Origin of the sequence: Sphingomonas sp. LH128 (assembly GCF_000293195.2) — a bacterium.
Classification (GTDB): domain Bacteria; phylum Pseudomonadota; class Alphaproteobacteria; order Sphingomonadales; family Sphingomonadaceae; genus Novosphingobium; species Novosphingobium resinovorum_A.
Genome location: NZ_ALVC01000310.1, coordinates 56,194 through 76,864 on the forward strand (window position 1 = coordinate 56,194; position 20,671 = coordinate 76,864).

Sequence of the window (20,671 nt, forward strand, 5' to 3'; positions counted from 1 at the left end):
CGGACCGGGCTCATGCGCACGGCCCATCTCCAGCAATCTGCGATGGCGAAAAATCCTAATCTGGGTTTCACGCCCGGGACTCAACGGTCTCGGCGTGTCACGCCGAGATGCGCGAACAGCGCCTCCTGCCCGGCCGCCAGTTCGTCCAGGCGGGCCATGATCAGGTCATCGAGTTTTTCGTGGATGCGCATGATCTCGAGCTCCGCACGGAGATTGACCTCATAATCCAGGCTAGCTCCCAATCGGTCCTTCGCCGCCTGCCGGTTCTGGCTCATCATGATGATCGGCGCCTGCACGGCGGCCAGCATCGAGAGCATCAGGTTCAGGAAGATATAGGGATAGGGATCGAAGGCGAGATGGAAATGGCCGAGAATATCGGTGTTTAGGATCATCCATCCGAACAGGACGAGCGCGAAACCGATGATGAACCCCCATGACCCGCCGATGGCGGCGACCCGGTCCGCTAGCCGTTCTCCCACGGTCGCACGTTCATCGGCCGCATCCGCGACGTCCTGGCTGGTCGGCAGCTGGTCGCGAATATCGATAAGGACATTGGCTTCTTCGGGCTCGAGCGCGTCGGCCGACTTGCCAAGGAGGGAATGAGCGAGCCGGTGGAGGTCCGTGTCGGTCATGCTGCGCCTCATCTATCTGCTGGTGAGATTCTGTTCAGGAACGATAACAGCCAGCCGCTCGTGTGAGCAACGAACCTCGGGACGTCGGAATCGAACGGGAGACGATGGCATTCGCAGTCTCATCCCGGTGCCGGGGCGCTGCGCGCAGCCCGGCGCGCTTAGCTGTCGAGGGGCATGGCGGCGATAAGCGCCGCGCTTCTGGGATCAATATCCTCAAACCCGCCTTTGGCGAGCGCGGTGTCGATGGCATGCTGAAGCCTCGCGATCACCATATCGTCGTCGATCTCGTCGAGGAAAGTCAGCGCCATGCGCATCAGGCCAACTGCCACCGCCGGGCCCCGTGTGTCACTCGCATTCATCGCCTGACCTTCCTGTCAAACTGTCGAAGCGAAAGCGTAAGGAGCGATCTCCCGAACTCCCGCGCACTGGACGCGGGAGCCGCCGGAGCTGCTAACATGCGAACACACATGCGCCGCCACCTTTAACCCTGAGGTCTGGACATGCGCAGCGGCACCCCGGGAACCGATGGTTCCGAGTTGCTCGCGTTCGCGGGATTAGCAGTCCCGGCGCCGCCCTTTTCGCAGCGCGTTGGCGGTCTACCAAAGCTGGCCGATAAGGCCAAGCCATGATGCCTGCCGGCGCCCTCATGAACGATATCGCTATGTCATCTTTGGGCGTCTGGCGAACAAACGCGTCTGGGCAGAAAGGGAGCCTCCAGGAATGCTCCGCCTTTAGCTCATTGGTAACGGTGGTCCTCTGTGTATCGGGAAGACAGAGCGGGGGGCTCAAGCGGCTCGCGGCGCCGGCCAGCGCTGCGGGCCGCACTCACCGGCTCTCCTGTTGGTGTGATCCAGAAAGACCCTTCCGCGTCATTCGCCGTTCGCCGCGCCATTTTTGCCGATTTCCCGCTCAAGCCAGGCGACGAAGCGCCCATCCTCGAAATTCGCTGGCGTCAGGGCATACGCCCCGTCCTCGGCCATCGCAGCCCCCATCTCCCCATCCTCCGCGATCCCAGCGTCCCCTGGAAGCACGATTCGCAGCTGGCCGATTATCGTCTCCTCGCGCCGCAGGCCGACTTTCCATTGGCGGGCGAGGCCGTCCTCGCCAAGGTCCCGCATGATCATGCAGTCCACACCGTGACAGTCGAGTTTGTCGCGGAGCGCGATGAGCGCCTCGAGCGCGTCCCGCTCGAAGGCCGCTCCCACCGGCATGAAGCAGCGCGCGCTCTTGATGGCTTGCGCATAACCGCGCCGCGCCACCGCCTTGCCTGTCGGATCGACCGTACAGACGAGCAGCACGAGATGAGGACCTGGGAGGTCCAAATCACCCTCGATGCCGAGTTCCACGACCAGCGGCGAGGCATGGCCGAAAAGGACGGCGCGCGGCGCGACCGCCTGGGCGAGTAGCAGAAGAAAGCCCTGCCGCGCCTGCTGCAGGATGAGCGTGCGGGCTAGCGCGCCGTTCCAGTAGGGGCCGCTGCGGGTCCAGAGGAGTTCGCTCAGGCGGTGGCCGCTGGTGAGAACCACCTGGCCGGCAGCCTCCACGAGCGCATCGAGCTCGTCCGTGAGGGCAAGTTCGCTTCTGTGGGCGGGCCCCGGCAACACGTTGCGGCCGGCGCGCGCCATCAGCGACCACAGGCCGCGCCCAAGATCCGAGGCGATCCGCTCAGGCTTCTCGCCGGGCAGCGGCGGAAGCGCGTTGTCCAGGGAGATGGAAAGAAATTCGGGCGCGGAGATCCGCGCAAAGCCGTCCTGCATGATCGTCGCCCCCTCCTGCAAGTCTGCCGTCTCTCTCCTCGTTCAGCAAGGCATGGTGACTACCGAGAGTCGAACCACGACGCTGTGACCACTCGACCGTCTAGCTGCGTCCCGGCGTCGTGCCCGCCGCCTGGGGCGCCGCGGGCCAGTCGCCATCGGCGAGCTCAGGCAGCGCCTCGAACCATGTCCTCTCATGATGCAGGGTGAAGCCCTTGCAGCCAAAGTCGAGATCGCTGCGTGCGACTGCGCGCAGGGTCTCGCCAATGCCGCCCACGCCGCCTGAGCGTATGACCACGTAGCTCACGGTGCCGTCCGCGCAGGTCACCAGGGCCTCGACCACGGTGCCGACCACCTCGCCATCCGATGCCGTGACGGGGAGGCCCGTGATCCCGGTGGCCGTAAAGAGCGTGGGCAGCGCCGAGCGTCGGCTCGCTTCGCTGGCGGACTGGCCGCCATCTTCATAGGCGCGCTGCCGGCCTAGCCAGCGCCAGATGCCAATCAGGTTGACCAGCGTCAGGAAGCCGTTGGTCGCCAGCAGATTTGTCTGCCCGGTCGAGAGCCCGACCACGGACCAACAGATCGAGCCTAGCGTAAAGACGACGAAGCCCCAGCCGGTGACGCGAGCACCGAGATTGGCGGCTGTCATCATGGCGGCGATCATCGTCGCGATCGGGGCGATCCATCCGGCGGCGTCTTCCAGCTTGCTCTCCTATCGCTTGGCCAGACGTCCGATCGGTCGTTTGGGAGGTCCGTGATCCTGGCATCGATCGGAACCCCCGCTACGCGGTGACGTTCCCGAACGAAGGAGATCCGCAGCCATGACAGATTCTGAAACCCGCAGCCGAACCGCCGGACAGGATGACGCCCCCGTCACCGCGTCGAAAACCGCCGATCCCGATCGCAAGCTGCTGGCCGAGGCGGTCACGATCAACCGACCGGCGCGCGAGCTCTATGATTTCTGGCGCGATCCCACGAACCTGGTTTCATTCATGGACAATATCGTCTCGATCGAGCCGATCGACCGCGATCGGTCGCGCTGGACCGTGAAGGCACCGGCGGGCCGCGAAGTGTCCTGGGAGTCGGTCATCACCAAGGACGTCCCGGGCGAGGAAATAACATGGCAGTCTGCCGAGGGCGCCGACGTCGCCAATAGCGGCCGGATCGAGTTTCGCGATGCTGGGCGGCGCGGCACCGTCGTGCGCGCCGTGATCGCCTATGATCCGCCCGGCGGCGTGATCGGCGAACTGGTCGCCAAGCTCTTCCAGCGCGAGCCAAGGATCCAGACGCGGCGCGACCTGCGCCGGTTCAAGCAGCTTATGGAAACCGGCGAAATCGCTACCAACGCGCGTAATCCGCGCATCCTCGCAGAAGAAGGAAAGTAAGCGCGATGAAGGCGATCACCTGGCACGGCAAGCACGACGTGCGCTGCGATACCGTCGACGATCCCGCGATCGTCAATCCGCGCGATGCGATCATCCGCGTGACCTCCACCGCGATCTGCGGGTCGGACTTGCATCTTTACGACGGCTATATCCCGACGATGCAGAAGGGCGACATTCTCGGCCACGAGTTCATGGGCGAAGTCGTCGAGGCCGGGCCCAAGAGCAGCCTCAAGGCCGGACAGCGCGTCGTCGTGCCGTTCACCATCTCGTGCGGCAGCTGCTACCACTGTTCGAAGACGCAATATTCGGCCTGCGAGAATGCGAACCCGGCCGACAACCAGGATATCGGGCGCGAGGGCTATGGCCATCCGATGCCCGGCCTGTTCGGCTACAGCCACATGACCGGAGGCTATGCCGGCGGGCAGGCCGAATATGTCCGCGTGCCCTTCTCTGATGTTGGCCCGCTCGTCATTCCCGACGAGAGCATTCCGGACGAAAAGGTGCTGTTCCTCTCGGACATTCTCCCGACGGGCTGGATGGCGGCAGAGAATGCCGAGATCGAGCCGGGCGACACGGTGACTGTCTGGGGCTGCGGTCCGGTCGGCCTGTTCGCGGTGCAGTCGGCTTTCCTGATGGGCGCCGAGCGGGTCATCGCGATCGATCATTTCCCCCGCCGCCTGGAACTTGCGCGCAAATTCGGTGCCGAGACCGTCAATTTCGAGGAGAGCAAGGTCTACGAGGCGCTGATGGAGATGACGGGCGGGATCGGCCCCGACGCGGCGATCGACTGCGTGGGCCTTGAGGCGCACGGCGCCTTTGCCGACAATATCATCGACCAGATCAAGGCGTCCACCTTCCTGGGGACCGATCGCATCCACGCCATCCGGCAGGTGATCCTGGCGACCCGCAAGGGCGGGCGTGTCTCTATGCCCGCCGTCTATGGCGGCTTCGTCGACAAGTTCCCCTTGGGCGCGCTGATGGAGAAGGGCCTGACCCTCAAGACCGGCCAGACGCATGTGCAGCGCTATCTGCAGCCGCTCTATGCCGCGATCGCGGAGGACAAGATCGATTCAACCTTCCTTATCAGCCACCGCATGGCGCTCGAGGACGGGCCACTCGGCTATCAGAAATTCCACGACGAGCAGGACAGCTATACGAAGATCGTTCTGAAGCCAGGGCAGGCGGCGGGCGCGACGGCGGCCTGACGCCGCGCATGCGGCTTTCTTACACGCCCGCGAGCGCGTCGATCGAAGCCTGTACGTTCTCGTAAGTATAGGGCTTGGTCAGGGTCCGGGCGCCAGCATGGCGCTCCGACGGCGCCTGGAGGTTGCCACCCGTGGCAAGGACGAACGGGATGCCGCGATCCTGAAGCGCGTCGGCGACCGGCCAGGAGGTTTCCTTTCCCAGGTTGAGGTCGAGGATGGCGAGGTCAAAGCTCTGCGCTTCGATCTCGGCGAGCGCGTCGGCAACGCTTCCTACGGCCGCGCCGATCCGATGACCCATCATGTCGATGAAATCCTCGAGCATCATGGCGATGAGCGGTTCGTCCTCAACGACAAGAATGTTGCGTGTGTTTGTCATGGGTTCGGCAATATGCCTCCCTCGCAGGCGCGCCAAGCTATATCCGGGACCTGCCCGGCCTGCACGCCTCGCAGCCTTCGTCACTGGATCGTCGTTGCGGCAATGCGGCTGCTCCGCTGGAACAGCCGCGAGGCGCAACCGCCTAATTGCGCATGTCGTCGGGAACAATGCCGCCATTTTCGGCAAGCTTATCCATGACGGCGCGGTGAAGCGCGATATTCTGTTCGGCTGAACCGGGTTCGCCGGCATTCACCCCGAGTTCCTCGGCCAGCTCCTTTCGGGCGGTGAGACTGGAATCGAGATCGAGAAGCTTCAGGAGATCGACGATCGAGTTCTTGTAGTTGCCGCCATCATCGTCTTTCATTGCGGCCATAGCCTCCAGGACGGGCCCGACGTCGACCGATGTTTGCGCCGGTGCAGCGGCGGTGGCGGCCGGAGCGGGAGTCGTGGGGACTGGGGCGGGACTTGGCGCGGCAGGCGCGGCGGAGGGTGCAGGATTCGCGGGCGCGGCCTTGGCCGCGTTCGGGTGGAAGATCTTGCTCAGGATGTTGCCGAAGATGCTCATCGTCTCGTCTCCTTGGGTCTCTTGCCGCGCTGCGGGCGGGCAGGGGTGTAACGTCCCGCGTTCGAAAAGGTCCGCCGCTGGAACGATGAAGCCTGGTCCGCGTTGAGCAGGCGTCCTGCTCGAATGGGGGAGTTATTCATGAAACCGCTTCTTTTGGTGTCTCTTTCGGCCGCCGCGCTTTGCCTTTCCGCTTGCGGCAAGAAGGCCGAGCCTGTCGAGAACACGGCAGCGACCTCCGCGGCCGAACCTGCCGCGCCGGCACCTGCGGTCCTGAGCCCGGGACAGGCCTTTGCAAACACGGCGGCAGCAAGCGACGCTTTCGAGATCGAGACGTCAAAACTCGCGGCGAGCAAGGCGCAGTCCGCAAAGATCAAGTCCTTCGCCGAGCAGATGATCAAGGCCCACACGGACTCGACTGCGAAGCTCAAAACGGCGGCCGCGGCCGCGACGCCGGCGATCACGCCTGATGCGGCGTTGACTCCGGCCCAGCAGCAGGAGCTCGCCGATCTGCAAACCAAGTCGGGCGCCGAATTTGATCGTGCCTATGCGCGCCTTCAGGCCGATGGCCACCAGAAGACATTGGATGCGCTCAAGGCCTATGCGGCAAGCGGCGACGTTGCATCCCTCAAGACCTTTGCGTCAGAGCTCGTGCCGATCGTCACTGCGCACCTCAATATGGCCAAGGGCCTCTAACGCCAGCCAGATTAACCAACCGGGGTGTCTGGCGGACGCCCTGACCTAAGCATCATGAGGCGCCTGCGCTCCGAATGGGCGCTGCGCGCTTGTCAGTAGCGTTTGAGCAGAGTTTCCACGGTGCGGGTGACGGTCCGATCCTTGTCGTCGTCTGCTTCATTGCGGATGTCGTTCTCCAGGGCTTCCCGAATTTTGGCGATCTGGGCGTCGGTCAGATGCTCGATGCCCACGAACTCGACGCGCGCCTTGTCGAGCGCGCGGATGATTTCGTCGAGCTTGGCCTGCATCGCGGCACCATCGCGGTTCTGGCTGTTCTGGATGAGGAAAACGGCGAGAAAGGTCAGGACGGTCGTCGCGGTGTTCACGATGAGCTGCCAGGTGTCGGAATAATTCAGGAATGGTCCGCTGACTGCCCAGAGAATGATGAACAGGGTCGAGAGAATGAAAGCCAGCGGCTGGCCCATGATCGTGGCGGAGCGGGTGGCGATGGCGGTGAAGAAGCGATCCATGGGGAGATTGTCCAAATCTTTGCTGAGACGATGGTGGTGCTTTGACGCCCAGGCGGCGTGTTGCTGTACGATTGCCGGGGTGCCAGACCAAGCCATGCTGATGTCGGCCAGACGTCTCTGGAATCACTGGAAAAGGGAAAAGCGCGCACCTATTCTCAGGCTGTGCGCGAGAACGCGTACATAGTCACAACCTGGCATGGAGAAGACGATGTCCGACCATTATCTGAACCATCTGCGCGAGGAGCACGCCCGGCTGGAGGCAGAGATCGAGCAGGAACTGCGGCGGCCTGTACCCGACCAGCTTCTGGTCGCGCGTCTCAAGAAGCTCAAGCTCGCCGCTAAGGATCGACTGACGGCCATGGATCGCGGTCGCGCCCAGAGCTCGGCGGCCTGACGACAGGACGGCGGAGCCGAGAACGTCGGTTCCGCCTTTCCGCTGAAGCGCGCGTGACAGGTACATCGGTTAGTGCGTTGGGAATTGACTCGCGGGTGCTACAAATGTCCCGTCGATCGCGTTAGACGTGGACCATGTATGTGCGTTGTCTTCTGGTTGGGCATAAGCCGTCTTCCGCTTCCATAGCGCGCGACAAGCAGGGCCAGTACAAAGCGTTCTGCGAGCGATGCGATTTGCCGATCGAGATGGATCATAAAGGCGCCTGGCGCGTGCCGCCCCCCATTTATGATCGGCCCTCAGGGAAAGACAGCGTCTCGGCTGACGATTAGCGGTGGGCTGCGGGCAGGACTACTGCGCCGGCGGCAGATCCGCCTTGGCATCGCCCAGCAGTACCGATCCCGCTGAAGCGGCAACGACGAGCGCCACGGCCAGCCACTGCATGGGCAGAAGAATTTCGCCCAGCAACACGCCGCCTGCCACGGCGCCGGCGGCGGGTTCAAGGCTCATGAGCACGCCGAACCGGTTCGCTGGGATCTGCTTGAGCGCGATCATCTCGAGCGAATAGGGCAAGGCGCTGGAAAGCACGGCGGTGACGAGACCGGTGAGGACCAGCGAAGGGGCGAGCAGGGTCGCGCCCGCCTCGACGATGCCGAACGGAACGACGACCAGGGCCGCGGTCGCCATGCCGAGCGCGACAGCCTGGCCGCCCGGGAGATGCGTCGTTTTCTTGCCGAACACGATATAGAGCCCCCAGCACAGGCCCGTCATCAGCGCGAAGCCCACCCCGGCCGGATCGAGCGCGTGAGGCGATTCATGTAAAGGCAGAAGCAGGGCCAGTCCGATCGCGGCCATCGCCACCATCGCCAGTTGTCCCGGGCGGCGCGAATAGAGGAGTGATACCGTCAGGGGGCCGAGGAACTCGATCGCGATGGCAAGGCCCAGGGGAATCGTGCGGATGGCGAGGTAGAAGCTGAGGTTCATCAGCCCCAGAACCACACCATAGCGCATCGTTGCGAACAGGTCCGCACGGGTCAGCGACAGGCGCCAGGGGCGGAACACCAGCAATAGGATCAGCGCGGAAAAGCCGACGCGATACGCGATCGTGCCTGTCGCGCCGACGATCGGGAACAGTTGCTTGCCGTAGGACGTGCCAATGCAGAATGCCGTTATCGAACAGGCAAGGGCCGCATAGGGGGCGGCCCGCAGCAACAGTGTGGAAGGCGGACGGGCAGAAACGGACAGCGTGGTCATGGCGGCTATATATCCCCCAGCCCCTGGCGATGGCTGGCGAAATTCGCCATTGTGTGACGGAATACGTCATTTATGGAGATGAAGTGGTGGAAACGGTCGATATCGATCAGTTCGACCGGCGAATCATCGCGATCGTTCGGCGCAACACCCTCACGCCCGCGCGCGCCATAGCCGCTGAAGTCGGCCTGTCGGAAAGCGCGGTACTGCGGCGCCTGCGCCGGTTGCGAGCCGAGGGTGTGATCGTCGCGGACGTCGCGCTGATCGACCCGGCGCGCCTTGCCAGCGCGATCACGATCCACGTTCTGGTAGAATTGAACCAATCAGGACTGCACCGGGAGCAGGCTTTTGCGGAGAAGCTGGGCCGCTATCCAGAAGTGATCGGCGCGTGGAACGTCACCGGCCGCACCGATTTCCTGCTGATGGTCAGTGTTCCCTCGATCGAGGCGTACCAGCATTTTTCCGATGAAGTGCTGGCCTCCGATGAGAACGTCCGCGACTTCGAGACGCTGGTGAGCCTGCGCGAGATCGTGCACCTGAACCCGCTGCGGGCAAGCCTTCCGCTTTGATCCCTACCGATTGGTCAGTGCGCGGCGGATAAACTTGGCGTGGTCCAGTCCCCGATCCTATGCTGCGCGCCACTCGGGACCGGCATTGCGATTAGGTCGTTCATCGGGTTGAAAATCCGGGCGGCTCCAACCAGATTTCGCCCGCCATTCCAAGGAGAGCGAAATATAGCGATGAGCACGATTACCGACGCTTCCCCCGACACGCGGTCCTTTGAAGCCGATGTCGCCAAGCTGCTGCATCTCATGGTGCATTCCGTCTATTCGGACAAGGATGTCTTCCTTCGCGAACTGGTGTCCAATGCCGCCGACGCCTGCGAAAAGCTGCGTTACGAAGCAATAGCGGCGCCGGCACTGCTGGGAGACGACCCTCAGCCTCGGATCGCGATCACGCTCGATCCCGATGCGCGCCAGTTGACCATCGAGGACAATGGCATTGGCATGACCCAGGCCGAAATGGCCGAGGCGCTCGGCACGATCGCCCGTTCGGGCACCAAGGCCTTCATGGAACAGATCGCCGCCAAGCAGGATGGCGAGGGCGGCCAGCTCATCGGGCAGTTCGGCGTCGGCTTTTATTCCGCCTTCATGGTTGCCGACAAGGTCGATGTGCTGTCGCGCCGCGCTGGCGAAGAGGGTGCGGGCCTGTGGACGTCCGATGGTTTGGGCACCTACTCGATCGGGGATGCTGATCCGGCCGAGGCTCCGGCGCGCGGAACGCGCGTCATTCTTCATCTCAAGGAAGATGCGGCCGACTATACCCGGCGCTTCAGCGTGGAGCCCAAGATCAAGGCGCAGTCGGGCCATGTCCCGGTGCCGATCGTCCTCAAGGACAAGCCCGACGCGGAGCCGGCGCAGATTGCCGATGGCGCGGCGCTGTGGACGCGGCCCAAGTCCGAGATCAGCGAGGAGGACTATACCGACTTCTATAGGACCAACGCCGGGCAGTTCGACACGCCGGCACTGACGCTGCACTACCGCGCCGAGGGCGTGCACGAATATAATGTGCTCGCTTTCGTGCCTGAGATGCGGCCCTTCGACCTGTTCGACCCCGATCGGGCGGGGCGGATGAAGCTCTATGTCCGCCGGGTGTTCATCACAAGCGAGGCGCAGATCCTGCCACGCTACCTGCGTTTTGTGCGCGGACTGGTCGACTCGCAGGACCTGCCGCTCAACGTCTCGCGCGAGATGATTCAGGAGAGCCCGGTTCTGGCCGCCATCCAGAAGGGTGTGTCCAACCGCGTGCTGAGCGAACTGGAAAAGCTCTCGAACAGCGATGGCGATAAATACCTCAAGATCTGGGAGAATTTCGGGTCCGTCCTGAAGGAGGGTCTCTACGAGGATTACGCCCGGCGCGAGACACTGCTGGGGCTCGCCCGCTTCAAGACCAGCACGTCGAACAATGAATGGCGTTCGCTCAAGGACTATGCTGCCGGACTGAAAGAGAACCAGACCGCCATCTATTATGCGGTGGGGTCCGACATCGAGCGGCTCGCCTCCTCGCCCCAGCTCGAAGGCTTCCGCGCGCGCGGCATCGAAGTGCTCCTGCTGACCGATCAGATCGACGGCTTCTGGGTGACTGGAGCGCCGGATTTCGAAGGCAAGCCGTTCAAGTCGGTGACACAGGGCATGTCGGATCTGGGTCTCATACCCCTCGCCGATGGCGAGCAACCGCCGGCGGAAACGTCGGACGAGGTCGCCGGCTTCATCGACTTCGTCAAGGCGACGCTGGGCGATGTCGTATCCGATGTCCGCGCGTCGGAACGGCTGACCGACAGCCCTGTCTGCCTGGTCGCGCCCGAACATGGTATGGACCGGCAGATGGAGCGGCTCCTGGCGGGCGCCGGGCAGCTTGCGCAGGTGAGCAAGCCGGTCCTCGAGATCAATCCCCGGCACGCGCTCGTCACCAGGCTCAGCGCGGTAAGTGCAGAGCAGGCCGACTTGCGCGAGGATGCAGCGCATCTGCTGTTCGACGAGGCCCGCATCGCCGACGGTGAACTGCCGCTCGATCCGCGAGCCTTTTCTGAAAGGCTTGGCCGGGTCCTGCTGCGCGGCAGCGGCCCGATCTGAAGGCACGGTTCGGGCGCGTCCAGCCGGCCGCTCAAGCCAAGGTTAGATGTACGGCCCGGTTCCGCTTCATAGTGGGTCCGGGCCTTACCAGTTCTTCGTCTCGCGCGCCCCTGCTGATGCATAGAACATCAAATCTCTATATTCACAGCCTCTATCGATAGATGGTACTAACATGAACGAGGCATGATGCCTCTGCGGGCGCAAGGCTAGTCTCGCAGGGAGCTGGCCCGACGGAATCCAAAAGGGCCGGCACGCATTATGATCATCGCAGCGATCGTCATCATTTCTCTCATCCTGATGGTGCTGTTCTTCGCTGTGACCGTGGCCGGAGGCCGCGCCCATGATCGGCAGAACAGGGAAGCGGCGCGCCGGGCTGATCACCAGCCAAGCGCGGGCGATGACCACCGGTCATGACTTGTCGCCCTCTGTCCGTCTCGCGTCGTGCGCCGCCGCGCTTAAGCAGTCCTGGCGTGACGCGGGGGCGGGCAGCCCGCAATGTCCTTGATCAAGCTGCCTTCGGGCCCATCCCCAAAAGCGAAACGGCTTTGTGCGGCCATGGCGCGGCCTAAAGTGTCCTGGCCGCCTAGGGCGGATATTCTGGCTCTCGTCGATGGTGCGGGTCGGCTTTCCATTCGCGTGACGCCCAATGCCTCCGCCGATGCCATCATCCTGCCGACCGGAGAGGGCATCTTGCAGGTCCGGGCGACAGCGACGCCTGAAGGTGGCAAGGCCAACGAGGCCGTGCTCAGGCTTTTGGCAGCAGCGCTCGGTGAACCAGTTTCTGAACTTGAATTGCTGCGCGGATCGACGGGCCGAAACAAGATCGTCCGGGTGGTCAAGCCTCGCGCGGAGCCGCTGACGGCCGCACGGAGTAAACTCGCCAAATCCTTTCACAGGCAGGAAAAAAGGGTATGACAGCCACCTTTGGCGCGGTCGGGACAGGATACGGGATTGGCGGAAATGTTGGAGAGTAAGAGCACGGTCGTTGGCACGCCGCAGCGGCAGAATAACGGGCTCATTGTCGGTCTGGTCTTGGGGCTGGCCTTCTTCCTGATCAGTACATGGCTTGCCTATTCGAATATCCAGGCGCTGCGCGACGCCGACAAGGCCATTCGCCATACCCACGAAGTGCTGATCGCTCTCGACGATGTTCTTTCCACCGCCAAAGACGCGGAGACGGGCCAGCGCGGCTATCTGCTGACCGGAACCAACGCCTATCTCGAGCCCTATCGGACCGCAGTTGCCGCCTTGCCCGCGCGGCTCGCGGCGCTGAAGACGCTGACCGCCGACAATCCGGTGCAGCAAGCGAGCCTGGGACCGCTCAACCGCCATATCGATGCCAAGCTGGCTGAACTGCGAGAGACGATCGAGTTGCGGCGCGCTCAGGGTCTGACCGCCGCCATGGGGATCGTGACAAGCGACCGCGGCAAGGGCGAGATGGACGCTATCCGCGCCCAGCTTGATGGCATGGCCCGCGAGGAGGTGCGGCTGCGGGAAGAGCGTATGGGCGACATGGCCGATGCGGCGCGTGCCGCCATCACCAGCGGCGTTGTTTCGGGCCTTCTGGGTTCCGCCCTCACCATTGCTATCTTCGTGCTGCTACTCCGAAATGGACGGGCGCGCGCACGGCAGGAATGGCTGCAGTCTGGCGAAGTCGGCCTCTCCGAGGCGATGCGCGGGGACAAGTCCGTCGAACAGCTTGGCGAGGACATATTGGCGTTCCTGGCCGAGCATACCGGCCTTTCGGGGGGCGCCCTGTTCAAGGGCGAAAGCGGCCACTTCCGGCGGGCGGCCGTGGTCGGGGTTCCGGCCGACGCCAATATGCCCTCCTCCTTCAACCTCAAGGAGGGCTTGCTGGGCAAGGTGGCGGTCGACGGGAAGGCGCTGGTCCTGGAAGACGTGCCGGAGGGCTATCTGACGATCGGCTCGGCTTTCGGTCGCGACAAGCCGCGCCATCTGGTCATCGTGCCGGCCAAGGCGGACACCCAGGTCAATGCGGTGCTGGAGCTTGGCTTCTTCAAGCCGGTCGATCCCTTGGTGCTCGATCTCCTGGAGCGTGTCTCGCCGGCGATCGGCATTGCCCTGCGCTCGGCGCGCTTCCGGGCCCGGCTCCAGGATGCGCTCGAGGAAACGCAGCGCCAGGCCGGCGAGCTTCAGGCCCAGAGCGAGGAACTGCGCGTCTCCAACGAAGAGCTCGAAGAGCAGGGCCGGGCGCTACGGGAATCCCAGGTTCGTTTGGAACAGCAGCAGGTCGAACTCGAACAGACCAACAGCCAGCTTGAAGAACAGGCACAGACGCTGGAAACCCAGCGGGACGAACTGGAGCGAGCCGGCGCGGCGCTGGGCGCCAAGGCACATGAACTTGAGCAAGCCAGCCAGTATAAGTCGGACTTCCTGGCAAACATGAGCCACGAACTGCGCACACCGCTCAATTCGCTGCTGATCCTCTCCAAGCTGCTGGGAGACAATCCGCAGGGCAATCTCTCCGACGAGCAGATCAAATATGCCAATACGATCGAGTCGTCTGGCAATGACCTGCTGACCCTCATCAACGACATTCTCGATCTCTCCAAGATCGAGGCCGGGCACATCGAGATCCGTCCCGAGACCGTCGCGCTGCAGCGGCTGACGGGCGACCTGCGGCGGACCTTCGACCCGCTTGCCGAGAAGAAGGGCCTTGGTTTCGACATCAGCCTTTCCGATGACTGTGCCCGCACGATCGAGAGCGACCGGATGCGGCTCGAGCAGATCCTCAAGAATCTCCTGTCCAATGCCTTCAAGTTCACCGAGCGCGGACAGGTGAGCCTTGCCATTGAGCGCGTGGATGATGCGTCCATTCGCTTCGCCGTCCGCGACACGGGCATCGGCATTTCGCCCGAGCAGCAGGCCTCGATCTTCGAGGCCTTCCACCAGGCCGACGCGACGATCAGCCGGAAATTCGGCGGGACGGGCCTTGGCCTTTCCATCTCTCGCGAGCTTGCGCGCCTGCTCGGCGCCCGGATTGCGCTGGAGAGCCGCCCTGGCGAAGGCAGCACCTTCACGCTCACCATTCCACTGGCCTATGAGACCGTCGCCCAGCCGACCCGGCGGCGTTTTGACCCGGGTCCCGCGCCCGTCGCGGCGGCGCCCGCCATCCCCCTGCGTCCGGCGCCCGCGCCATCGGCATGGAGCCTGGAAGACGACCGCGCGAGCCTGACCGAGGGCAACCGGGTCCTGCTCGTCATCGAAGATGATGCGGTGTTCGCACAGATCGTCTGCGAGCTTTCGCGCGAACTCGGCTTCCAGTGCGTCATCGCCGGCAATGCGGAAGACGCGATCAAACATGCTCACGAGTTCAAGCCGAGCGCGATCGTTCTCGACCTGGGTCTGCCGGACCAGTCCGGGCTTACCGTCCTTGACCGGCTGAAGCATGACGATGAAACGCGCCATATTCCGATCCATGTAATTTCGGCGGCCGATCAGAGCCAGACCGCCCTGTCGCTCGGCGCGGTCGGCTACCACATCAAGCCGGTCAAGCGCGAAGAGCTCGCCCAGGTGCTCGAGGGCCTGCAGGCGAAGCTCTCCTCGCGCATGCGCCGGGTCCTCATCGTGGAGGACGATGCGGTCCAGCGCGACGCGGTGGGCAAGCTTTTGGGCTCGGAGGATGTCGAGACGATCGGCGTGGGCACGGCTGCCGAATGCCTGGAACAGCTGCGGCGCGAGACGTTCGATTGCATGGTGCTCGACCTGACCCTGCCGGATACCTCTGGGTTCGATCTTTTGGAAACACTCAGCCAGGAGGGAGATCACGGCTTCCCGCCGGTCATCGTCTACACCGGGCACGACCTGTCCGCCGACGACGAGCAGCGGCTCCGGCGCTATTCGAGCTCGATCATCATCAAGGGCGCAAAATCCCCTGAGCGGTTGCTCGACGAGGTGTCCCTGTTCCTCCACCAGGTCGTCTCCGAGCTGCCGCCCGAGCGGCGGCGCATGATCGAGAAGGCGCGTCACCGCGACGCCGCGCTCGAAGGTCGGCGCATCCTCATCGTCGAGGACGACGTGCGCAACGTCTATTCCCTGTCGAGCGTGCTCGAGCCGCGCGGCGCGATCGTTCAGATCGCCCGCAACGGGCAGGAGGCGATCGATGCGCTCGCCCAGGCCGGCGACGATCCGAAAAAGGCCGTCGACCTTGTGCTCATGGACGTCATGATGCCGGTCATGGACGGGCTGACCGCGACGCGTGCGATCCGGGCCGATGCGCGCTGGGCCAAGCTGCCGATCGTGATGCTGACGGCTCAGGCCATGCCGGACGATCAGCAGCGCTGCCTGGAAGCGGGCGCCAACGACTATATGGCCAAGCCCATCGACGTCGACAAACTCCTGTCGCTGGTGCGCGTCTGGATGCCCCGATGAGGAGGCCTTGGTGACAGGCAGCCTCGAGGATTTGGAGATCGGCCTCCTGCTGGAGGCGCTCTACCAGCGCTATCATTATGATTTTCGCCCCTATGCGCGCGCCTCGATCAAGCGGCGCCTGGTGCAGGCGCGGAGCCAGTTGGGCTTTGCGAGTTTTTCGGCGATGCAGGAAAGCCTGCTCCATGATGAACAGACGCTACCGCGCCTGCTCAATTACCTCACCGTCCAGGTCAGCGAGATGTTTCGCGACCCGGCCTATTATAAGGCGCTGCGCGAACGCGTCATCCCGCACCTTAGGACCTATCCCTCGCTCAAGGTCTGGGTGGCGGGCTGCAGCAATGGCGAGGAGCTCTATTCGCTTTCCATCCTCTTCCGCGAGGAGGGGCTCGGCGCGCGGACGATCTTCTATGCTACCGATATCAATCCCGATGCCTTACGGGCGGCGCAGGCGGGGATCTATCCACTCGACCAGATGCAGAAATATACGGCCAATCACCAGAAGTCGGGCGCGCGCTCGTCGCTGTCGGACTATTATACGGCTGATTACGGGCATGCCGTGTTCGACAAGACGCTCAGGAGCCAGGTCGTCTTTTCCGACCATAGCCTGGTGACCGACGCGGTGTTCGCCGAGATGCATCTCATCTCGTGCCGCAACGTGCTCATCTATTTCGATCGCGAACTCCAGGATCGCGCCATCGGACTGTTCCGCGATTCCCTCGCCCGCAAGGGATTTCTGGGGCTCGGCTCGAAGGAGAGCCTGCGCTTTTCCCGGCACGCGGCGGCCTTCGCCAATTTCAACACCCCAGAGAAAATCTATCAGAAGGTGGAAGGATGAGCCGCGATCCGATCAGGGCGGTCGTCATCGGCGCCTCGGCCGGGGCGGTGCAGGTGCTGCTGGAAATCCTGCCCGCGCTCCCGCCGACTTTTCCGGTCCCGATCTTTATCGTCGTGCATATCCCGCCAGATCGCACCAACGCCCTGACTGCCCTTTTCGCGGATCGCTGCCGGCTGACGGTCAAGGAGGCGGAAGACAAGGAGAGCCCCGTTCCAGGCACGGTCTATTTCGCGCCGGCCGACTATCATCTGCTCATCGAACAGGATGGGCGCGTCGCGCTGGCGATGGACGAGCCGGTTCATCATTCTCGGCCAGCGATCGACGTCCTCTTCGAGACCGCAGCCGACGCCTTCGGCCCCGATCTCGTCGGTATCGTGCTGACCGGTGCCAACGAGGATGGCGCCGCGGGCCTGCGAGCCGTCGGGGAGGCGGGCGGTCTGACCCTTGTCGAAGAACCGACGAGTGCCTCGAGTTCCACCATGCCGGCCGCCGCGCTTGCGGCGTGGCCCCAAGCGCGGGCTCAGGATGTGCGCGGCATCCTCGCTTACCTTCAGACCTTGGTGGCACCATGACGAGTGCGAACCCTCTGCCCAACTGCCTTCTGGTCGACGACCTGGAAGAAAATCTTCTGGCGCTCGAGGCGCTGCTGGGCGACCAGGGTGTGTCGATCCTCAAGGCCCGATCCGGGGAGGAGGCGCTCGAGCTTCTCCTCCAGCATGATGTGGCGCTCGCCCTGCTCGACGTACAGATGCCCGGCATGGACGGCTTCGAGCTTGCCGAATTCATGCGCGCAAGCGAGCGGGCGCGCGATGTTCCGATCATCTTCCTGACGGCCGGCAGCGCCGACCAGCAACGCCGCTTCCGGGGCTATGAGGCGGGGGCGGTGGACTTTCTCCAGAAGCCGATCGAGGCCGATATCCTTCGCTCCAAGGCCCGGATTTTCTTCGACCTCTATCGTCAGCGCCAGAAGATCGGGGCGCAGCGTGATGCGCTTGAGGAGCTGACCGGCGTGCTGCAGACCGCAGATCGCCGCAAGAATGAGTTTCTGGCGGTTCTCGCCCATGAATTGCGCAATCCCATCATGGCGATGGGGGCGGGGCTGCACCTGATGGAACGCAGGCCCGATCCCGAGACAGCCACGATGGTGCGCGGGCAAATGAGCAAATATGTGCGGCATCTCGGCAGCCTGGTCGAGGACCTGCTCGACATCGCACGCATCGACCAAGGCAAGATCGCGCTCAAGAAGGAGCATCTTTTGCTCCAGGATCTGCTGACATTTGCCGTCGAAGGATCACGCCATCATATCGATGCGGCCAGCCATGAGCTGATCCAGGATGTCGCGCCTGAGCCGATCTGGCTGGAGGCCGATCATGCCCGGCTTGCGCAGGTCGTCGGCAATCTCCTCACCAACGCCGCCAAATACACGCCTGCGGGCGGAGAAATTCGCCTCTCCGCGAGGCGCGAGGAGGATCAGGTCCGCATCGAGGTTGCTGATACGGGCGTCGGTATCCCGGCCGAGATGCAGGCCCGGATCTTCGATCTGTTTGCCCAGATCGACGGGTCCAACCAGCGCACGCAGGAAGGACTTGGGATCGGGCTGGCGCTCGTCAAGCAGCTGGTCGAGCTGCACGGCGGCACGATCATGCTCAAGTGCAGCGCGCCAGGGGAGGGGAGTGTCTTCGAGGTCTCTCTGCCGCTTTGATGCCGTTCGGCCCGCACTGTTGCCGTCGGACGTGAGAAGTTCGCTGCCTTCCCATTAACGGGTGGGCCAGTTGTCGGTAAACCACCCCGCTGATGTTATGCTTCGCGCATGCATGCGCTGGCGGGACCATGTAAGGTGCGCGAATGTGGAGCGTCAGGGAAACGCGGGAGGATCGGCGGATGATTACCGTGTGGGGTGGACAGACATCGCGATCGATCCGGGTCGTCTGGCTGCTCGAAGAGATGGGCCTTCCTTACCGCATCCGGCAGGTTGACATGCTGGCCCCCGAGCGGGATCCCGAGTTCCTCGTGGTCAATCCGGCCGATTACATCCCGGCGATCCAGGACGGCGACGTCGTCATGGTCGAGTCAATCGCGATCATGGCGTATCTCATGGCCCGCTACGGGCCGACGCCGCTCGCGCCAGATCCGCACGATCCGAATTTCGCCGCCTATCAGCAGTTTCTACACCTGGGCGAGGCCGGCCTCGCTACCTTGATGATGCCCGTCGTCGTCAGCCGCTTCCTGGCGCCCGAGGCCGAACGCAAGAACTGGGGTGCGACGTGGTGCCTAGGGGCGTTCCAGAAGCGGCTGAAGCTGGTCAACCAACGCCTAGCGAGTTCACCTTATCTCGCGGGCGAGGAGTTTACTGCTGCCGACATCTCGGTGAGCTACGCGCTGAACCTGGGCCAACGCAATTGTGGCATCACGCTGGGCGAAGCCGAACAAGCTTACCTGGCTCGCACCACCGGCCGCGATGCCTACAAACGCGCCATGATGCGTTCACACGACGGTATTAACGCGTAGGCCTGCCTCCGTCGGACGCTCCCTCGTGCGCCCATCAGCGATCAACTTGCTCTGCAATTAGCGGGGGGAGGGCCGGGATGCGTGCTTCATTCCGTTCAAGGCAGGCCATCCCCGGACTTGGCGGACGGTTCAGGACGCTCCCTTACGAACCCATGCATGCCCCACCACCATTGCAACGCGATGATCGCGCCTTTGGCGGGCTGCAACAGGCCAAGGAGCAGAACAAGCGCCAGCGGTACGATGATTGCCATCATGGCGGTGACCGAGAGCGCGAAATCGCGGGCCAGCGCGATGATGAGGGGCGCCATGAGGTGACCGGTCACGATGATCGCCACATAGGCCGGGAAGTCGTCCGCGCGTTGATGGCTCCAGTCCTGGCCGCAGCGTGCGCAGACGGCCACAGGTTTAAGAAACCGGTGGAATAACCGCGCGTCGCCGCAGCGCGGACAGCGGCCGCGCAGGCCCCGCAGCGCGGCGGCACCCAGCGTTTCGGGCAGAGCGCAGTCTCTCCGTTTTGGCATCAGCGGTCCAGCGTGCGGGCCGGACGATCGCGGGGACCGAACGGCGTTCGGATGAAGTCAGGCACGGTCATTCTCGCTGCTGGCCGATAGCGGCAAAGTTCGAAAGCGGGCTGACAGCAAATGAACAGCCACAACGGATATACAATCTCTTTTTCAGATGTGAAGTAGCACTTATGATGTATAAAACATCACACAGCCTTCGAGATCGTTGGATCCAACTTGCTTATAGCGGCGAGCCGAGCGCTTGCGCTGCGTCGCCCAGATCCGCCTCCGCAATGACATAGCTGTCGCCCTCTTCGGCAAAGAAGAGGTTCAGTTGCGCCTCGCTCCTCGTATCTGGCGCGGGACCATGGTGCGCCTCGTCCCAATGCGCGTCGACGAAGCTCCACAAGGCCGCGCTGGCCGCTGGCTGATCGTCATAGATGCCCACCTTTTCCGTCCCCTGGAAGACGATCACCAATACCGTAGCCAGCACAGCCTTCTTCGCCCTTGAACCGTTGCCTTTCGTGGGATTCCGCACGAACCCGCGACGCTTCAGGCACCCCGTGCGGCCTTCATTCACCCTCGGGGCAAGATGGGCAAAGAATGAGCGGGTTCAACAGGCTGAATTAAGACCATTTTGGAGCTAAACCATTTGCCAATATGCTTCTGCTAGGAAGTGTCGAACGCGCGGGAACAGGTGTCGTCTCAAGCGCGTACTGGACATGGCAAGAAAGACATAGAGAATCATGGCGCAGTTGACGCAGATGGAAATTGCCAATTGGCTTGCGATTTACGTTGGCGTCGGCCTGTGCTGCGCGCTCGCGGTTTCGCTGTCGGTCGCCGTGCTTCTCGGACAGCTGGTTCAGGAGCGTGCCTGGCGCCAGATCCACGGTGTACGCGGAGCGGCATTGTTCCTGCCGCGGACCTGGTGGCGCTGGCAGAAACTCTATTTGCTGTCGACGCCGGTCACCTTGTGCATCGTGGCATGGTTTGCCGCGACGCTCCGCTGGTCCTGAGCAGAGGGGCGCGCTTGCCGCAT

At 63.4% G+C, this 20,671-nt stretch carries 24 protein-coding genes; 14 read left to right on the plus strand and 10 right to left on the minus strand.

What is annotated here, in order from left to right:
- Positions 1-80: 80 nt before the first annotated feature.
- The 4 genes from LH128_RS22535 to LH128_RS22550 form a co-directional block, all read right to left on the minus strand.
- Positions 81-632, minus strand: coding sequence for a DUF1003 domain-containing protein (locus LH128_RS22535; protein WP_008831999.1), 552 nt, complete (start codon positions 630-632; stop codon positions 81-83).
- Between the two features lie 158 nt (positions 633-790).
- Entirely contained in the window at positions 791-940 is a 150-nt protein-coding gene (locus tag LH128_RS22540; protein WP_244917342.1) for a hypothetical protein, read from the minus strand.
- A 561-nt stretch (positions 941-1,501) separates the two neighbouring features.
- A complete protein-coding gene (locus LH128_RS22545) occupies positions 1,502-2,389 on the minus strand; it encodes a hypothetical protein (protein WP_037520924.1) in 888 nt (295 codons plus the stop codon).
- 100 nt (positions 2,390-2,489) lie between these two features.
- Positions 2,490-3,050 (minus strand): PRC-barrel domain containing protein, encoded by a 561-nt coding sequence (locus LH128_RS22550; RefSeq protein ID WP_008832002.1) that lies wholly within the window; start codon positions 3,048-3,050, stop codon positions 2,490-2,492.
- A gap of 157 nt (positions 3,051-3,207) precedes the next feature.
- Here LH128_RS22550 and LH128_RS22555 point away from each other — a divergent pair, with 157 nt between their 5' ends.
- Both LH128_RS22555 and LH128_RS22560 read left to right on the plus strand, forming a co-directional pair.
- Entirely contained in the window at positions 3,208-3,771 is a 564-nt protein-coding gene (locus LH128_RS22555; protein WP_008832003.1) for an SRPBCC family protein, read from the plus strand.
- Positions 3,772-3,776: 5 nt separating this feature from the next.
- Positions 3,777-4,976, plus strand: a complete 1,200-nt coding sequence (locus tag LH128_RS22560) for a zinc-dependent alcohol dehydrogenase (protein ID WP_008832004.1) — start codon at positions 3,777-3,779, stop codon at positions 4,974-4,976.
- A 19-nt stretch (positions 4,977-4,995) separates the two neighbouring features.
- Here the strand turns inward: LH128_RS22560 and LH128_RS22565 are convergent, their stop codons facing one another.
- Together LH128_RS22565 and LH128_RS22570 are read right to left on the minus strand one after the other, a co-directional pair.
- A complete protein-coding gene (locus LH128_RS22565) occupies positions 4,996-5,352 on the minus strand; it encodes a response regulator (protein ID WP_008832005.1) in 357 nt (118 codons plus the stop codon).
- A 142-nt stretch (positions 5,353-5,494) separates the two neighbouring features.
- Positions 5,495-5,917 carry a DUF3597 family protein gene (locus LH128_RS22570; RefSeq protein WP_008832006.1) on the minus strand — a complete coding sequence of 141 codons (423 nt, stop codon included), beginning with the start codon at positions 5,915-5,917 and terminating at the stop codon, positions 5,495-5,497.
- Positions 5,918-6,055: 138 nt separating this feature from the next.
- Here LH128_RS22570 and LH128_RS22575 point away from each other — a divergent pair, with 138 nt between their 5' ends.
- A complete protein-coding gene (locus tag LH128_RS22575; RefSeq protein ID WP_008832007.1) occupies positions 6,056-6,610 on the plus strand; it encodes a DUF4142 domain-containing protein in 555 nt (184 codons plus the stop codon).
- A gap of 92 nt (positions 6,611-6,702) precedes the next feature.
- Here the strand turns inward: LH128_RS22575 and LH128_RS22580 are convergent, their stop codons facing one another.
- Positions 6,703-7,119 carry a low affinity iron permease family protein gene (locus LH128_RS22580; RefSeq protein ID WP_008832008.1) on the minus strand — a complete coding sequence of 139 codons (417 nt, stop codon included), beginning with the start codon at positions 7,117-7,119 and terminating at the stop codon, positions 6,703-6,705.
- A gap of 208 nt (positions 7,120-7,327) precedes the next feature.
- Here LH128_RS22580 and LH128_RS22585 point away from each other — a divergent pair, with 208 nt between their 5' ends.
- A complete protein-coding gene (locus LH128_RS22585) occupies positions 7,328-7,513 on the plus strand; it encodes a YdcH family protein (RefSeq protein WP_037520926.1) in 186 nt (61 codons plus the stop codon).
- 348 nt (positions 7,514-7,861) lie between these two features.
- On the opposite strand, the gene LH128_RS22590 is transcribed toward LH128_RS22585, so the two are convergent.
- Positions 7,862-8,764 (minus strand): EamA family transporter, encoded by a 903-nt coding sequence (locus tag LH128_RS22590; protein WP_008832010.1) that lies wholly within the window; start codon positions 8,762-8,764, stop codon positions 7,862-7,864.
- 29 nt (positions 8,765-8,793) lie between these two features.
- Between LH128_RS22590 and LH128_RS22595 the strand changes: the two genes are divergently transcribed.
- The 9 genes from LH128_RS22595 to LH128_RS22630 all read left to right on the plus strand — a co-directional run bounded on the left by LH128_RS22595 (position 8,794) and on the right by LH128_RS22630 (position 19,129).
- Positions 8,794-9,330, plus strand: coding sequence for an Lrp/AsnC family transcriptional regulator (locus tag LH128_RS22595; protein ID WP_037520898.1), 537 nt, complete (start codon positions 8,794-8,796; stop codon positions 9,328-9,330).
- Between the two features lie 171 nt (positions 9,331-9,501).
- Positions 9,502-11,394 carry a molecular chaperone HtpG gene (gene htpG / locus LH128_RS22600; RefSeq protein WP_008832012.1) on the plus strand — a complete coding sequence of 631 codons (1,893 nt, stop codon included), beginning with the start codon at positions 9,502-9,504 and terminating at the stop codon, positions 11,392-11,394.
- 258 nt (positions 11,395-11,652) lie between these two features.
- The gene (locus LH128_RS33695; protein ID WP_165362022.1) at positions 11,653-11,808 is read left to right on the plus strand and encodes a hypothetical protein; all 156 of its coding nucleotides are present in this window, start codon (positions 11,653-11,655) and stop codon (positions 11,806-11,808) included.
- 81 nt (positions 11,809-11,889) lie between these two features.
- The gene (locus LH128_RS22605) at positions 11,890-12,309 is read left to right on the plus strand and encodes a DUF167 domain-containing protein (protein WP_315975831.1); all 420 of its coding nucleotides are present in this window, start codon (positions 11,890-11,892) and stop codon (positions 12,307-12,309) included.
- Between the two features lie 45 nt (positions 12,310-12,354).
- Positions 12,355-15,786, plus strand: a complete 3,432-nt coding sequence (locus LH128_RS22610) for a response regulator (RefSeq protein WP_008832014.1) — start codon at positions 12,355-12,357, stop codon at positions 15,784-15,786.
- A gap of 7 nt (positions 15,787-15,793) precedes the next feature.
- Positions 15,794-16,621, plus strand: a complete 828-nt coding sequence (locus LH128_RS22615) for a CheR family methyltransferase (protein ID WP_008832015.1) — start codon at positions 15,794-15,796, stop codon at positions 16,619-16,621.
- Entirely contained in the window at positions 16,618-17,193 is a 576-nt protein-coding gene (locus LH128_RS22620) for a chemotaxis protein CheB (protein WP_008832016.1), read from the plus strand. Before LH128_RS22615 ends, LH128_RS22620 begins: the two co-directional genes overlap by 4 nt.
- Positions 17,190-18,323: a hybrid sensor histidine kinase/response regulator gene (locus LH128_RS22625; RefSeq protein WP_008832017.1), complete on the plus strand. Its 1,134-nt coding sequence runs from the start codon at positions 17,190-17,192 to the stop codon at positions 18,321-18,323. Before LH128_RS22620 ends, LH128_RS22625 begins: the two co-directional genes overlap by 4 nt.
- Before the next feature lie 179 nt (positions 18,324-18,502).
- Positions 18,503-19,129, plus strand: coding sequence for a glutathione S-transferase family protein (locus tag LH128_RS22630; RefSeq protein ID WP_008832018.1), 627 nt, complete (start codon positions 18,503-18,505; stop codon positions 19,127-19,129).
- Between the two features lie 95 nt (positions 19,130-19,224).
- On the opposite strand, the gene LH128_RS22635 is transcribed toward LH128_RS22630, so the two are convergent.
- Together LH128_RS22635 and LH128_RS22640 are read right to left on the minus strand one after the other, a co-directional pair.
- Entirely contained in the window at positions 19,225-19,650 is a 426-nt protein-coding gene (locus LH128_RS22635; protein WP_037520901.1) for a DUF983 domain-containing protein, read from the minus strand.
- A 223-nt stretch (positions 19,651-19,873) separates the two neighbouring features.
- Positions 19,874-20,212, minus strand: a complete 339-nt coding sequence (locus tag LH128_RS22640; RefSeq protein ID WP_172705145.1) for a hypothetical protein — start codon at positions 20,210-20,212, stop codon at positions 19,874-19,876.
- A 166-nt stretch (positions 20,213-20,378) separates the two neighbouring features.
- On the opposite strand from LH128_RS22640, the gene LH128_RS22645 reads away from it, so the two are divergent.
- Positions 20,379-20,648 (plus strand): hypothetical protein, encoded by a 270-nt coding sequence (locus tag LH128_RS22645; RefSeq protein WP_008832021.1) that lies wholly within the window; start codon positions 20,379-20,381, stop codon positions 20,646-20,648.
- The last annotated feature ends 23 nt before the right edge of the window (positions 20,649-20,671 follow it).